This is a genomic window from Sphingomonas sp. BL-S-29, assembly GCF_055521495.1.
In genome coordinates this window covers 1,615,183-1,629,631 of sequence record NZ_CM145482.1, presented here as the reverse complement: position 1 = coordinate 1,629,631, position 14,449 = coordinate 1,615,183, and the positions used below count along the sequence as shown (strand labels likewise).

The window sequence follows — 14,449 nt, the reverse complement described above, 5'->3', positions numbered from 1 at the left end:
ACTATTGCCGGGCGCGGAAGGTCAGGCCGATCGTCCGCGGGTCGCTGGGCGTCGCGAGGATAAGGCCCGAATTGCCGGCCTGGATCGTGACGTTCTGGATATAATCCCGGTCGAACAGGTTGCGCGCGAACAGCGCCACTTCCCAGCCATGGCCGCTGCGGATGCCGATGCTGCCGTTCACCACGGTATAGCCGGGGATCACGGTGAAGCGCGATCCGGTCGGGTCGCCGAACTGCTTCGTCTTGGCGTTGGCGTCGAGGTGGACGAACGCCTTGCCGCCGCTGCCGAAGCCGGGGACCGCATGGGCATAATCCGCCCCGATGGTGGTCGACCATTTGGGCAAGCCGGGCAGCCCGACCCCGGTGAGGTTGCACGGCGCGGCGGCGTTGCCGATCAGCTCGATCGGGCACGGGCCGTTGGGATATTTCGCATATTTGCCATCGGCATAAGCGACCGAGGCGCGCAGCGAGACATCGCGGGCGACCAGCGCGGTGGCATCGGCCTCGAACCCCTTGACCGTGACCAGCGGGATATTGGCGAGATAGGTGCGCAGCGCCGCCGCGGCGCGCGTGTCGCTGACGTTCGACTGGAAATCGGTGACGCGGGTATAATAGCCGTCGATGTTGAGGATCAGCCGGTTGTCGAACAGCCGCGTCTTCACGCCCACCTCATAAGCCGTGTTCTGTTCCGGCTTGACCACTGCCGTGCCGAGCGCGGGCAGGTTCTGGTCGTTGAGCGGCAGCCCCGACATGTTGATGCCACCCGACTTCGCCCCGCGCGCGAAGCTGGCATAGCCGAGCACATTGTCGGTGGCCTGCCAGGCGATGTTGGCACGGCCGGTGAGCGCGCCGTCGCCGATCGTCGCGGCATAGCTCTGCCCGCGCAGGATCGACAGCTTGGCATTGACCAGCGCGGTGTTGGAGGTGGCGAGACCGCCGAACACGAAGGTGTCGTAGCTGCCCTTCTTGTCCTCCCAGGTATAGCGCAGGCCCGCGGTGAGCGTCAGGCGATCGACCGGGCGCCAGTTGACCTCACCGAACGCGGCATAGCTGTTCGACTGGAAATCGGTGCGCCCATCCGTGCCGTACCCGTCGAGCAGATTGGCCGGCACGGGTGTGGCATTGGCGCCGGTGGTCGGGCCGATCAGCCAATAAGCCGCCTGCGGCCCATAGATCGAGATCGGCCGGCCGATGACGCGCTGGCGGAAGAAATAGAGGCCGCCGACATAGCTGATCGGGCCATTGCCGTTCGAGGCGACGCGCAGTTCCTGGCTATACTGGTCCTGGCGCGACGGGATGTGCTGCACCATCTGGATCGGGATGCCGGTATAGTCGCGGTCGTTCGCCGCATCCCAGTTCCAGAAGCGCCAGGCGCTGACCGAGGTCAGGGTGACCGGGCCGACATTCCAGTCGGCGATCGCCGAGACGCCGCCTTCGTTGGTGTCGACGCCGAGCGGCGCGTCGATATCGGTGACGCGGTCATAGGGGTTGAGGCTGGGCGGCGCATAGCCGAGCCCGGCGGCGAGCGCGGGATATTGCCGCGACAGGGTGCGCAGCGACGCGGGCCGTTCCGCCACGCGGTAATAGACCTGGGTGCAGCAATTGCTCTCGAAATTGGTGAAGTCGGCGATCAGGCGGAGCTGGAACAGCTCGGACGGCTTGTAGAGCAGCTGCCCGCGCACGGCCTGGTTGCCGATGCCGTTATGGTCCTGCCCGGTGCGCACATTGTCGATCACCCCGTCGCGGCGGGTGACGACGGCGGAAATGCGCGCCGCCAGCACATCGCCGATCAGCGGGCCGGACGCGGCGACCTTGGCCTGGACGAAGTTGAAGCTGCCGACCGACAGCTCCTCGGTCGCCTCGGGCGTGAAGGTCGGCAGGCGGGTGGTGATGTTGATCGCGCCGGCGGTGCTGTTCTTGCCGAACAGGGTGCCCTGCGGTCCGCGCAGGACCTCGACCTGGCCCACATCGCTGAAGTCGAACGCGGCGGTGGCGGGGCGGGCGTGATAGACCTGATCGACATAGAAGCCGACGCCCGGCTCCAGCCCGTCATTCGCCTGGCTGACCGCGACCACGCTGCTGCCGAGCCCGCGGATGGTGAAGGCGGTGTTGCGCGGATTGGCCGAGCTGTAGTTGAGCGCGGGCACCAGTTGCGACAGCTGCTGCGTGTTCACCGTATAGGAGCGGTCGAGCAGCGTTCCGTCGACCACCGAGAGCGATCCCGGGATATGCTGCGCGTCCTCCACGCGGCGGCGGGCGGTGACGGTCACTTCGCCGAGCGCGGGATCGTCCTCCGCATCGTCGCGCACCGCGGCGGCGGGGCTCGCGACGATCTGCGCGCCGGCGGGGGCTGCACAGGCAGTGAAAAGAAACACGAGCGCCGCGCCGGACCGAAGTGCGTCCATCGAAATCCCCTTTTGTTCGACCTGCCATTTGGCTGCGCGTCGAGTCGATATATATGCCCGTATATAGTGCAATCGGATCGGGGAAAGCGCCGGGCGTCGCGGAAGTGCCGCCAATCGGGGTTTATTTTCTGGCCGGGCCCGGCCTGGCGGGGAGCGGCGTCTCGCGGACCAGCGCGCTGAGGCGCCGATAGGCGTCGCCTTCAGTCACGACGGCGGCCTCGGCCTCGAGCTCCCGATAGGCAGCGAGCACCGCCCGGCCCTGATCGGTCAGGTGCGCGCCGCGGTCGCTGCTGCCGCCGGCCTGGGTCTCGACCAGCCGCTCCCGGAAGCTGCGGTTCATCTCGTCGACGAGCAGCCAGATGCGGCGATAGCTCATGCCGAGCGACCGGCCCGCCGCCGAGATCGACCCGTCGCGCTCGATCGCGGCGAGGATATCGGCCTTGCCGGGTCCCATCGCATAGCCGTCGCCGCACAGGAGCTGCAGCTTCAGCTTGAGCAGGCCGACCCGCATCCTATTGGCCCTTGCGTGCGCTGATGTTCATGATGCTTCCTTACGCCCGATCGACGCGGATCGGCCAGTGGGAACCATCGGGAGCGCGACCGCATGACCTTGTCGCCGCCGCGTTCTTCTGCTTGGCGGTTCGCAAGAATGGAGACACAGGCACGTCATGGCCGAAAGCTGGAAACTGACCTTGCCCTGCACCCGCGACGAAGCGGAGGCGATCGACTTCGAAGCCGAGGCACTGGCCGCGCTCGACCCCGCGCCGGTGCTGCTGACCAGCGAGGAAGTCGAGGACGATCCGCTGCGCTGGCGGCTCGATGCGTTTTTCGACGGCAAGCCCGATGCGGCGACCGTGGCGGCGGTGCGCGCGCTGGTGCCGAGCGGGGCGAACAGCAAGGCGAAGCCCGAACCGGTGATCGAGCAGGACTGGGTCACCTTGAGCCAGGCCGGGATCGAGCCGGTCCATGCCGGACGCTTCTATATCCATACCGAAGCCAATCGCGGCACGGTGCCGCCGGGCACGCGCGCCTTCCGGATCGAGGCGAGCCGGGCGTTCGGCACGGGGCAGCACCAGACGACGACCGGCTGCCTGCTGACGCTCGACGCGCTGAAGCGGCGCGGGGCGATGTTCCGCAATATCGTCGATGTCGGGACGGGCACCGGGCTGCTCGCCTTTGCCGCGATGCATCTCTGGCCGCGCGCCTATGCCACCGCGTCCGACATCGATCCGGCGTCGATCGAGGTGACGGCGGACAATGCCGATCTCAACGGCGTCGCCCTGGGGCATGGCAAGGGGCGGCTGGCGCTGGCGGTCGCCTCGGGGCTCGACCATCCACTGATCCTCCGGCGGGCGCCGTACGACCTGATCGTCGCCAACATCCTGGCCGGGCCGCTGATCGCGCTGGCACCCGCGATCGCGGCGGCGCTGGAGCCGGGCGGGACTCTGGTGCTGGCGGGATTGCTGGAGACGCAGGCAGCGGCGGTGGCGCGGGCCTATCGGCGCGAGGGGCTCTTCCTCGCCGGGCGAACGCAGATCGGGGACTGGCCGACCCTGCGGTTGCGCAAGCGACAGCGGCTCGGATGGCGGCGGCCGGTGCGCGACAGCGACAAGACGGCGGAGACGCCGGGGTTCGGGAGCTGGTAACTCCAATTCCTCCCCGGCACGGGGAGGATTTAGAGCGCCGCCGCCTTCTCCAGCGCATAGGCCTGTGTGCCATGCGTCAGGACCAGGTCATCCGGCAGGATCTCCGCGACCGGCACGTCCGGCTCGGCCATGATCTCGGCATAGAGCGGGGCGAAATCGGTCTCGACCGTCACCCGCAACAGCTCGTCGAAGCTGGGGATCACGAAGTAATTCTGCTGGAAATCGTCGATCCGATAGTCGGTGCGCATCACCCGCTTCAGGTCGAAGGCGATGCGGTTGGGGCTGGGATCGTCGAGCGCGAAGCGGCTCTCGGCGAAGCTCGAGACGATGCCCGAACCATAGATGCGCAGGCCCTCGGGCTCGGCGATCAGGCCGAACTCGACCGTGTACCAGTAGAGCCGGGCGAGATGCTTGAGCGCGCCGAGCTCCAGCGCGCGCTGACCGCCTCGGCCATAGGCCGCGAGATAATCGGCGAACACCGGGTCGGCGAGCATCGGCACATGGCCGAACACGTCGTGAAACACGTCGGGTTCCTGCAGATAATCGAGCTGGTCCGGCCGGCGGATGAAATTGCCCGCGACGAAACGCCGGTTCGCCATGTGATCGAAGAACACATTGTCGGGCACCAGGCCGGGCACTGCCACCACCTGCCAGCCGGTCAGCCCCATCAGCCGTTCGGACAATTCCGCGAAATCCGGGATCCCGGGCTTGGACAGCTTGAGCACGTCGAGCCCGCGCAGATACGCCTCGGACGCGCGGCCGGGGAGCAGTTTCGCCTGACGGTCGAACAACGTGTCCCACACCGCATGCTCCTGCGCGGTATAATGGGACCAGTCCTGCGGGACGGTCCAGTCCGGTGCCGCGCCTTCCGGCGGACGATCGAGAACATGCGTTTCTTCGGCCATGAAAAATGCCATATCACAGTCGCGATGCCGCCGAAAATCCATCCCTTCCGGTTCGGCGCGAGACTGGCGGGGGCCGCGTTTGCCGGGCTGATCGGGATCCTGCTGGCCTATGCCGCCGCCGGGATAACCGGCGGGGCGATACCCTCCAACGCCGCCTGGACCGAGCCCGAGTCGGGCGTGCGCATCTATATCGAGAGCAACGGCGTCCATACCGGCATCGTCGTACCGCAGACCGGCGGGGGCGAGGACTGGGGCGACCTGCTCCAGCCGGGCGACCTGCGCGATCCGGGCTATGCCCGGTACAGCCATGTCTCGATCGGCTGGGGCGACCGCACCTTCTATGTCGAGACGCCGACCTGGGCGGACGTGAAGCCGCTGACCGTGCTGGCCGCGGCGGCGGGCAGCGAGCGCACCGTGATGCATGTGGCCCATGTGCCCGAACCGCGCGTTGACGCGGATATGCGGAGCATCGTGTTGCGCCCCGAGGAATATCGCCGCCTTGCCGCCTTTATCCGCGCCAGCTTCCGCGCCGACAACGGCCAGCGCCCCGCGCACCAGTTCGGCTATGGCGATTACGACGCCTTTTACGACGCGCGTGGCCGCTACAGCGCGGCGCAGACCTGCAACGCCTGGACCGGCGACGCGCTACGCCATGCCGGCGTGCGCGTCGGGGCCTGGACGCCCTTTCCCGTGACGGTGATGGGATGGTTCCAGTGATGATGACCGACGCCAAGGCCCCGTCCCTGCTGCTCTGGGCGATGGAAGTACCGCGCGGCGCGATCGGGCTCGGCCAGCTCTTCTGGGACCGGCGCCTGCGCAGCGACGGGCCGAAGGGCGACGGTCGGCCGGTGCTGATCCTGCCGGGCCTGGTCAATGCCGACCGGTCGAACGTCGCGATGCGCAACTATCTCAACCGGCTCGGCTACCGCGCTCATGGCTGGGGGCTGGGCCGCAATTTCGGGGCGCGCGCGATCGGGCCCGAAGGCGAGAAGCTGTTCGAGCGCATCCGCGCCATCCATGACGAGACCGGCGAGAAGGTGACGCTGATCGGCATCAGCCTGGGCGGGATCATGGCGCGGATGGCGGCGCATCGCATGCCCGAACTGGTGCGCGAGGTGATCACGGTCAGCTCGCCCTTCGCGGGCAGCCCGCGCGCGACCAATGTGTGGCGCGCCTTCGAATGGCTGACCGGCGACCGCATCGACGACCCAAAGGTGGTGGCGCTGGGGCATGAGGTGGCCGAACCCCTGCCCGTCCCCGCGACGGCGATCTGGAGCGCCAGCGACGGCCTGGTCAACGGCGCGATCTGCCGGGAGCCGGCCTGTCGCAGCGTCGAGGTGCGGAGCAGCCATATCGGCGTTCAGGTGCGGCCCGAAGTGTTGCTGGCGATCGCGAAGATATTGGGCGGGGCGTAACGGCGCTGCGCTCTCTTCTCCCCTCCCGTTCGCGAGTTTCAGGTCGGTCAGGCCCCGGCCTGACCTGAACGATGCGGGGCATCGTTCACCTGAAACTGGGTCGGGGGAGGGCCTGTCCAATTGCGATCTCCCTGGAGACATGCCCTCCCCTAACCCCTCCCGCGAGCGGGAGCGGAATTTCCCGGTGCGCCGATCGCTCCCTCAAAGTTATTCACACGCGTGAGAGTGAGTGTTGACATCGGCAAGCGAGACCGGCATTCTCTCCCTCACATCGCCGGCACCAACGATCGGCGTTCATGGGAGAGAGAACATGAGGGCCATTCTTCTTGCGTCGGCTTGCGCCGCCGCGTTCGTCGTATCGGCAACGCCCGCGCTGGCGCAGAGCACTGAACCGGAATCGACCGGACAGGACGAGGCTCACGACGCGTCCGGCAACGACATCATCGTCACCGCCACCCGCCGCAACGAACGCATCCAGGACGTGCCGCTCAGCGTCACTGCCTTCTCGCAGGAGCAGCTGACCGAAAAGGGCATCGTCGGCTTCGAAGGCATCGCCCGCGAGACGCCGGGCGTGGTGCTCAATCGCCCGACCCAGAATTTCAACAATTTCACCGCGCGCGGCATCGCCACCAACGGCTACAACGCCAATCTGCAGAGCTCGGTCGCCGTCTATATCGACGAGCTGCCGGTCTCGACCATCGGCAACACCACGGTGGTCGATCCCAATCTGTTCGACGTCGAGCGCGTCGAGTTCCTGCGCGGGCCGCAGGGCACCTTGTTCGGATCGGGCTCGCTGTCGGGCGCCATGCGCATCCTGACCAAGAGCCCGAACCTTCACGAGTTCGATTATTCCGCGCTCGCCGATATCGGCCTGACCGGATCGGATTCGGTTCGCCAGCGCTACAATGTGATGGTCAACATCCCCGTCGTGAGTGACAAGCTCGCGATCCGCGGCGTCGGCTTCTATCGCCATGAAGACGGTTATCTCGACAATGTCGGCACCGGCGTCCACAATTCGAACAAGCTGATCGACTGGGGCGGCCGCCTCGTCGTCTTGTGGCGGCCGACCGACCGGCTGTCGATCAAGCTGCTCGGCTCGTACGAGAACAGCGATCCCAAGGATTCCTCGCTGACCAGCCCCTCGCTGGGTCGCGAGAAGCGCGTGTCGGACCAGCCCGACCGCTTTACCGGCAAGCAGACGGTGATCAACGGCACGCTCGATTACGACTTCGATTTTGCCAAGCTGACCAGCTCGTCGACCTATTCGAAGTTCGACCAGCGTTTCTGGGTCGATCTCGCGGGTACTTTTCCGCCCGGATCCTATGCCGGCGCGCCAATCGCCTTCGGCCTGGATGCGAACGGCTACGACAAGGTGTTCGTGCAGGAGACCCGGCTCGTCTCGTCGCTCGGTGGCCCGTTCCAGTTCGTACTGGGCGGCTTCTATCTCAACCGCCGCCGCGACGTGGATTATTTCTACCGCTCCAGCCCCTCGTTCCTGGCGGCACGGAACATGACCGGGCTTCCCGACCAATATTATCAGAAGCAGTACACTCACCAGATCAGCGAGGAACTCGCCGGGTTCGGCGAGCTGACCTATCGCTTCTCGCCCAAGTTCTGGCTCACCGGCGGGATGCGCTATGGCCGCATCTCGGCGCAGGGCTTCACGGAAGCGGGTGGCTATCTCGCCACCGCGCCGGGCTTCTTCAATCTCAACTATCTGTCGGCCGCGTTGGCCGGGATCCGCGGACCGACCGGAGCCTATCTGCCGGTCGCCTTCACCCAGTTGACGCCGTACGCGGCCGTCACCGGCGTCAAGGCATCCGGATCGAAGCCGAGCTGGAAGGCCAGCGCCAGCTTCAAGCCGACCGAGTCGGTGACGACCTATGCCACCTTCTCCACCGGCTTTCGCGCGCCGATCATCAATGCGTTCGCCGGACGGCCGAGCCTGGTCAATCCCAACGACATCATCATCCCCAATGGCGCGTCGTCGGACGATCTGAAGAGCTATGAGATCGGCGCCAAGGGGCGGTTCCTCAATGGCTTGGTGACGATCAACCTCGCCGCCTATCTGATCGACTGGACCAATATCCAGGCGCAGGCCAATCGCGTATCGGACTCGGTGCAGTTCGCCACCAATATCGGCGGCGCGCGCAGCAAGGGTTTCGAGGTCGAGATGGGCATCATTCCCGCCAAGGACGTGTTCATCGGCATGAACGCGTCGTACAATGATTCGAAGATCACCAAGCTCAGCGCGACCGAGGCGGCGATTTCCGGCGCGGTCCTCGGCCACAGGCTATCGGCGCCGCGGCTCCAGGGCGCGCTCTATGCTTCCTATGGCTTCGATCTGGGCAACGAAACCCGGGCGAACCTCGCCGTGAACGCCCAATATGTCGGATCGTACAACAGCTCGTTCCCGAATACGCCGGGCGCGCCGACCGTGCGCCTGGTGACCTTTGGCGAGACCGACGAATTCGTGAACACCAACCTGACCTTCGGGCTGAAGCGCGGCGATATCTCGGCGCAGCTTTATGTCGAGAATGTCTTCGACGATCACTCGGTCACCTACATCCATCCCGAAGCGTTTCTCGTCAGCCGGTTCGGCACGCTCAGGCCGCGCACCATCGGCATCCGCCTCGGCTATGGTCTCTGATCGGTGGCGGCCGGCTCCATTCCTCCGATCGGCGTGACGGAGCCGGCCGCTGCGCGTTCCACCGGGGTGGTCGGCACGCGCTCATGGCTCATGCTGATCACGCTCACCTTCGTCTATGTGCTCAACTTCCTCGACCGGCAGCTGATCGGCATCCTCGCCAAGCCGATCCAGGACTCGCTCCAGGTCAGCGACGGCCAGCTCGGCCTGATCGGCGGGCTTTATTTCGCGATGTTCTATTGCTTCATCGCGATCCCGGTCGGCTGGCTCGCCGACCGGACCAACCGCGTCAACGTGCTGTCGCTCGCCTGCGCGATCTGGAGCGGGGCGACGATCGCCTGCGGCATGGCCGCGACTTACCCGCAGCTCGTCGTCGCGCGCATGCTCGTCGGTTTCGGTGAAGCCGGCGGCGTGCCGCCATCCTATGCGATCATCACCGACACCTATCCCCCCGGCAAGCGCGCCGCCGCGCTCGGCATCTTCAATCTCGGCCCGGCGATCGGCGCCGCGATCGGCGTCGCCTTCGGTGCGGCGATCGCAGAGCGGTTCGGCTGGCGCATGCCGTTCATCATCATCGGCGTGATCGGCATCGTCACGGCGCTGCTGGTGCGGCTGTTCCTGCGCGAGCCGGAACGCGGCGCGACCGACCAGGTGCGCGTGCCGGGCAGTTCTGACAAGGCGGAGTTCTGGCCGACCGTGCGCATGTTCTTTTCGCATCCCGTGCTGATGCTCGCGGCGCTGGGCAGTGGCGCGACCCAGTTCGTCACCTATGGCCTGGGCAATTTCGCCGTGCTGTTCCTGATGCGCGACAAGGGCATGGTGCTGAGCGAGGTCGCGATCTGGTACGCGCTGGTGCTGGTTGTCGGCATGGGCGGCGGGATGGTCATTTCCGGCCGGGTGATCGACCGGATGACGCGACGCTCGCGCGCGGGCTATGCCGTCGCGCCGGCGCTGTCGCTCGCCGTCGCCATGCCCTTCTATCTGGCCTTTATCTGGGCGCCGACCTGGCCACTGGCGCTCGCGCTGCTCGCCGTCGTGATGATGTTCAACTATTTCTATCTCTCCGCGTCCGTCGCGCTGGTGCAGGACGAGGTCAGGCCCAATCAGCGCGTGCTGGCCGGGGCGCTGCTGCTGCTGGTGATGAACTTCATCGGCCTCGGGCTCGGGCCGACCTGGGTCGGCCAGGCGAGCGACTGGTTCAAGGCGCATGGCCACGCGCAATATCTTCAATCGGCCCTGTACACGCTGACGCCCTTCTATCTGATCGCGATCGCGCTCTTCCTCTGGCTCGCGCGGATCCTGCGCCGCGAGAACCGCAACTCCGTCGAGATATCCGCATGAAACACTATCGTCTCGCCGCGCTGGCGGCTGTCCTGGTCGCCGGCCCGGCGCTTGCCCAATCGGCGACGGTCGATGCTCCCGCCGGCACCGTGCAGGGCAGTGTCCAGCGCAATGTCAGCGTCTTCAAGGGCATCCCCTATGCCCAGCCACCGGTGGGGGCGATGCGCTGGAAGGCGCCGGCCCCTCTCCCGGCCTGGCAGGGCGTGCGCAAGGCGACGGAATTCGGTCCGGCCTGCGTCCAGCCGCATGCGCGCGGCCCGAGCATCTACAGCAACCCGCCCGCGAAGATGAGCGAGGACTGCCTGACGCTCAACATCTGGGCGCCAAAGGACGCGAAGAAGCTGCCGGTGTTCGTCTGGATCCATGGCGGCGCGCTGGTCAGCGGCTACAGCCATGAGCCGGTCTATGACGGTGCGCGCATGGCGGCGAAGGGCGCGATCGTCGTCTCGATCAACTACCGGCTCGGCATCCTCGGCTATCTCGCCCATCCCGCGCTGAGCGCTGAGTCGGCGGAAGGCATTTCGGGCAATTACGGCCTGCTCGATCAGATCGCGGCGCTGGAATGGGTGAAGCGCAACATCGGCGCGTTCGGCGGTGACACCGGTAACGTGACGATCGCCGGGGAATCGGCGGGCGGGCTGAGCGTGATGTACCTGATGGCCTCGCCGCGGGCGCGCGGGCTGTTCCACAAGGCGATCGCCGAAAGCGCCTATATGATCTCCACGCCCGAGCTGAAGCAGACGGCGCACGGCACGCCCTCCGCCCAGGCCGCAGGCGTTCAGGCGATGACCGTGCTGGGTGCCGCCGACCTGCCGGCGCTGCGCGCGATGGACGCGGAGAAGATCACCGACACCGCGGCGGCCAAGGGCTATGGCCCCTGGGGCGCGATCGACGGCAAGGTGCTGACCCGCCAGCTCGTCGACACCTGGGATCGCGGCGAGCAGGCGCCGGTGCCGGTTCTCGCCGGCTTCAACAGTGGCGAGATCCGCTCGCTGCGCATCCTGCTGCCGCCGGCGCCGGCGAACGCCGCGGCCTATGAGACGGCGATCCGCAGCCGCTATGGCGATCTCGCCGATTATTATCTCGCGCTCTATCCCTCGGCCACGATCGACGAGAGCATGCTCGCCAACACCCGCGACGCGCTTTACGGCTGGACCTCGACCCGGCTCGCGATCGGCCAGACCGCGATCGGCCAGCGCGGCTATCTCTATCTGTTCGACCATGGCTATCCGGCCGCGGACGACAATGGCCTGCACGCCTTCCACGCCTCGGAATTGCCCTATGTCTTCGGCACGGCCGGCCAGACCCCGCCTTATTGGCCCAAGGTGCCCGACGCGCTGGCCGAGCGGCGCCTGTCCGATGCGATGATGAGCTATTGGGTGTCGTTCGCGACCACCGGCGATCCCGTCGCCAAGGACCAGCCCGCCTGGCAGCCTTATGGCAAGGACGCGAATTACATGGCCTTCGCCCAGGCGCCGACGCCGGGCAGGAAGCTGTTCCCAGGGATGTTCGCGCTGCACGAAGCGGCGGTGTGCCGCCGGCGGGCGGCGGGCGACCAGCCATGGAACTGGAATACCGGCATCGTCTCCCCGGTTCTGGCAAAGGCGGCGACCTGCAAATGATCGACGGAGAAATGCAGCCGTTCGACCTGACGCTCGACAAGTTCCTGGAACACGCCGCCAAATGGCACCCCCGTCGCGAAGTCGTCACCGCGCGTGAGGATGGCGGGGTCGACCGGATCGGTTATGCCGGCTTGCTCGAGCGCAGCCAGCGCGTCTCGGCGGTGCTGGCCGGGCTCGGCGTGCGGACCGGCGACCGGGTCGCGACGCTCGCCTGGAACAGCCAGGCGCATGTCGAGGCCTGGTATGCGGTCATGGGCATGGGCGCGGTGTGCCACACGCTCAACCCGCGGCTGACCGGTGCGCAGCTCGGCGCGATGGTCGAGCAATCGGGCGCGCGCATCCTGATCGCCAGCGCCGACCTGATGCCGCTCGCCGCCCAGATCGTCGAGCGCGTGCCGGGGATCGAGTGCGTACTCGTCATCGACGGCACGACTCAGCTCAAGGCGGGCGCGGCCTCCGTGCTCGCCCTCGAGCCGCTGATTGCCGAGGCCTGCGCCGATGTCGCCTGGGGCGGCTTCGACGAGACCGCGCCGTCCGGCCTGTGCTTCACCTCGGGCACCACCGGCGCGCCCAAGGGCGTGACCTATACCCACCGGTCGAGCTTCCTCCACACGCTGCGCCTGTTGCAGGCCGATGTGATGGCGATCTCCGGCGTCGACAGCGTGCTGGTGGTGGTGCCGATGTTCCATGCCAATGCCTGGGGCCTGCCCTTCGCGGTGCCCGCGGCGGGCGGCAAGCTGGTATTGCCCGGCCGGCAGATGGACGGCGCGAGCCTCGCGCGGCTGATCGCCGCCGAGGACGTGACGATCGCCGTGGGCGTGCCGACCGTATGGCTCGGCCTGGTCGAGCATCTGGAGGCGACCGGTGGCGAGGTTCCGTCGCTGAAACGGATCATCATGGGCGGCGCGCCGCTGCCGCCGGCGCTGATGGAGCGGATCGAGCGCCGGCTGGGCGTCACCATCCAGACGAGCTGGGGCATGACCGAGCTGTCGCCGTCGGGCACGGTATCCCTGCCCAATGATCCGGCGCGGTCCGCCGCGCTGGCGGGCCGCCCGGCGATCGGGGTCGATCTGTTGCTGGTCGATGCCGATGGGGTCGCCCTGCCCCAGCAGCGCGGACCCGAGGGGCATCTGCGCGTGCGCGGGGCGGCGGTGGTCGAGCGCTATTTCGGGCAGGAGGAAAGCGCGACTGACGCGGATGGCTGGTTCGGGACGGGCGATCTCGCGCGGATCGACGCCGACGGCAACCTGATCATCACCGGGCGGGCCAAGGACCTGATCAAGTCCGGCGGCGAATGGATCAACCCGGCCGAGATCGAGGCCGTGGTCGGCGCCCTGCCCGAGGTGTCGCTCGCCGCGGTGATCGGCCGCCAGGACGAGAAATGGGGCGAGCGCCCGATCCTGCTGGTCGAGATGCGCGACCAGCAGGCGATGAGCGACGAAGCACTGCTCGCGCCGCTGAGGGGCCGGGTCGCACCCTGGTGGATCCCCGATGCGATCGTGCGCTTGCGGCATATGCCTCTGGCGTCGACGGGCAAGATCGACAAGATACGGTTGAGATCGGAATATGGCAGCGTTTGAGCCACGGTCCAGCTGCCGGCTGGCCCGACGCCAGCCACGGCAAGACAGAAAGGCGCTCATTGCCCGAAGATGTTACACCCCGCCGGCGTTCCACCAAGGCGGAACAGCGCGCCGAGATGATGGAGCAGATCCTCGACGCGGCCGAATATCTCTTCTCGAAACATGGCCTGTACGGGGTGACCCTGAAGGATGTCGCGAAAAGCGTGGGCGTTCACCACACGCTGCTCAACTATTATTTCGACGACAAGAAGACGCTGTTCGACACGGTGTTCGCCAGGCGCGCGGTGGTGACGAGCGAGCGGCGGATGAAGGCGCTCGACGAATATGACGCCGCGACCGGCGGCAAGCCGAGCGTCGAGGGGGCGCTCCGCGCGTTCCTCGATACCGATCTTGACCTCTATATCGAGGGCGGCGAGGGCTGGAAGAACTACGCCGCGCTCGGCGCGCAGGTAGCCAATGTGCCCGAATGGGGCGCGGAACTGATGGACGCGCATTTCGACCCCGTCGTACTGCGCCTGATCAGCCTGTTGAAAAAGGCCCTGCCCGACTGCGCCGAGGCCGACATCTTCTGGGGTTATCACTTCGTCACCGGCGCGCTGATGCTGACGCTGGCGCGCACCGGGCGCATCGACAAGCTGTCGGGCGGCCTGTGCAAGTCGGACGACTTCGTCGCGGTGAAGGACCGCATGGCGTCGTTCATGGCGGCGGGTTTCGTGGAATTGTGCCGGCAGCGTTCGGGTACGACGGCGATCTGAGGCGGCCGCTTCATGAACCGCCGACGGACGCGTTGCGCAGTGCCGAAACGATCTTCGACAATCCCTTTTCAGCGCAAGTAACGGGGTTCTGCGCTACCCATAGGATCCCATAGGCGGCTCATCCTCAAGCGACG

11 protein-coding genes are annotated in these 14,449 nt (G+C 66.9%); 8 read left to right on the top strand and 3 right to left on the bottom strand.

Going from position 1 to position 14,449, the window contains the following annotated elements; all coding sequences use genetic code 11:
* Position 1 precedes the first annotated feature (1 nt).
* Together ACZ1I2_RS07790 and ACZ1I2_RS07785 are read right to left on the bottom strand one after the other, a co-directional pair.
* Complete coding sequence (locus ACZ1I2_RS07790) at positions 2 to 2,404, bottom strand: TonB-dependent receptor (protein ID WP_465174511.1); 2,403 nt, start codon at positions 2,402 to 2,404, stop codon at positions 2 to 4.
* Between the two features lie 121 nt (positions 2,405 to 2,525).
* Positions 2,526 to 2,915 (bottom strand): winged helix-turn-helix domain-containing protein, encoded by a 390-nt coding sequence (locus tag ACZ1I2_RS07785; RefSeq protein ID WP_465170248.1) that lies wholly within the window; start codon positions 2,913 to 2,915, stop codon positions 2,526 to 2,528.
* Between the two features lie 157 nt (positions 2,916 to 3,072).
* On the opposite strand from ACZ1I2_RS07785, the gene ACZ1I2_RS07780 reads away from it, so the two are divergent.
* Positions 3,073 to 4,050, top strand: a complete 978-nt coding sequence (locus ACZ1I2_RS07780; RefSeq protein ID WP_465174512.1) for a 50S ribosomal protein L11 methyltransferase — start codon at positions 3,073 to 3,075, stop codon at positions 4,048 to 4,050.
* Between the two features lie 29 nt (positions 4,051 to 4,079).
* Here ACZ1I2_RS07780 and phhA read toward each other — a convergent pair whose 3' ends face one another.
* Positions 4,080 to 4,955 carry a phenylalanine 4-monooxygenase gene (gene phhA / locus ACZ1I2_RS07775; RefSeq protein WP_465170250.1) on the bottom strand — a complete coding sequence of 292 codons (876 nt, stop codon included), beginning with the start codon at positions 4,953 to 4,955 and terminating at the stop codon, positions 4,080 to 4,082.
* 24 nt (positions 4,956 to 4,979) lie between these two features.
* On the opposite strand from phhA, the gene ACZ1I2_RS07770 reads away from it, so the two are divergent.
* The 7 genes from ACZ1I2_RS07770 to ACZ1I2_RS07740 all read left to right on the top strand — a co-directional run bounded on the left by ACZ1I2_RS07770 (position 4,980) and on the right by ACZ1I2_RS07740 (position 14,315).
* A complete protein-coding gene (locus ACZ1I2_RS07770) occupies positions 4,980 to 5,672 on the top strand; it encodes a TIGR02117 family protein (protein WP_465174513.1) in 693 nt (230 codons plus the stop codon).
* Positions 5,672 to 6,370 carry an esterase/lipase family protein gene (locus ACZ1I2_RS07765; protein WP_465177170.1) on the top strand — a complete coding sequence of 233 codons (699 nt, stop codon included), beginning with the start codon at positions 5,672 to 5,674 and terminating at the stop codon, positions 6,368 to 6,370. Before ACZ1I2_RS07770 ends, ACZ1I2_RS07765 begins: the two co-directional genes overlap by 1 nt.
* Before the next feature lie 310 nt (positions 6,371 to 6,680).
* Positions 6,681 to 9,020 carry a TonB-dependent receptor gene (locus ACZ1I2_RS07760; protein WP_465174514.1) on the top strand — a complete coding sequence of 780 codons (2,340 nt, stop codon included), beginning with the start codon at positions 6,681 to 6,683 and terminating at the stop codon, positions 9,018 to 9,020.
* Between the two features lie 33 nt (positions 9,021 to 9,053).
* Positions 9,054 to 10,358 (top strand): spinster family MFS transporter, encoded by a 1,305-nt coding sequence (locus tag ACZ1I2_RS07755; RefSeq protein ID WP_465174515.1) that lies wholly within the window; start codon positions 9,054 to 9,056, stop codon positions 10,356 to 10,358.
* Complete coding sequence (locus tag ACZ1I2_RS07750) at positions 10,355 to 11,980, top strand: carboxylesterase/lipase family protein (protein WP_465174516.1); 1,626 nt, start codon at positions 10,355 to 10,357, stop codon at positions 11,978 to 11,980. Before ACZ1I2_RS07755 ends, ACZ1I2_RS07750 begins: the two co-directional genes overlap by 4 nt.
* Positions 11,977 to 13,560 (top strand): AMP-binding protein, encoded by a 1,584-nt coding sequence (locus ACZ1I2_RS07745; protein ID WP_465174517.1) that lies wholly within the window; start codon positions 11,977 to 11,979, stop codon positions 13,558 to 13,560. Before ACZ1I2_RS07750 ends, ACZ1I2_RS07745 begins: the two co-directional genes overlap by 4 nt.
* Before the next feature lie 59 nt (positions 13,561 to 13,619).
* Positions 13,620 to 14,315, top strand: a complete 696-nt coding sequence (locus tag ACZ1I2_RS07740) for a TetR/AcrR family transcriptional regulator (protein WP_465174518.1) — start codon at positions 13,620 to 13,622, stop codon at positions 14,313 to 14,315.
* The last annotated feature ends 134 nt before the right edge of the window (positions 14,316 to 14,449 follow it).

Coding starts and splice junctions, on each gene's coding strand:
- ACZ1I2_RS07790 (WP_465174511.1), bottom strand. CDS start 2,404: ATGGACGCACTTCGGTCCGGCGCGGCGCTCGTGTTTCTTTTCACTGCC.
- ACZ1I2_RS07785 (WP_465170248.1), bottom strand. CDS start 2,915: ATGCGGGTCGGCCTGCTCAAGCTGAAGCTGCAGCTCCTGTGCGGCGAC.
- ACZ1I2_RS07780 (WP_465174512.1), top strand. CDS start 3,073: ATGGCCGAAAGCTGGAAACTGACCTTGCCCTGCACCCGCGACGAAGCG.
- phhA (WP_465170250.1), bottom strand. CDS start 4,955: ATGGCCGAAGAAACGCATGTTCTCGATCGTCCGCCGGAAGGCGCGGCA.
- ACZ1I2_RS07770 (WP_465174513.1), top strand. CDS start 4,980: ATGCCGCCGAAAATCCATCCCTTCCGGTTCGGCGCGAGACTGGCGGGG.
- ACZ1I2_RS07765 (WP_465177170.1), top strand. CDS start 5,672: ATGATGACCGACGCCAAGGCCCCGTCCCTGCTGCTCTGGGCGATGGAA.
- ACZ1I2_RS07760 (WP_465174514.1), top strand. CDS start 6,681: ATGAGGGCCATTCTTCTTGCGTCGGCTTGCGCCGCCGCGTTCGTCGTA.
- ACZ1I2_RS07750 (WP_465174516.1), top strand. CDS start 10,355: ATGAAACACTATCGTCTCGCCGCGCTGGCGGCTGTCCTGGTCGCCGGC.
- ACZ1I2_RS07745 (WP_465174517.1), top strand. CDS start 11,977: ATGATCGACGGAGAAATGCAGCCGTTCGACCTGACGCTCGACAAGTTC.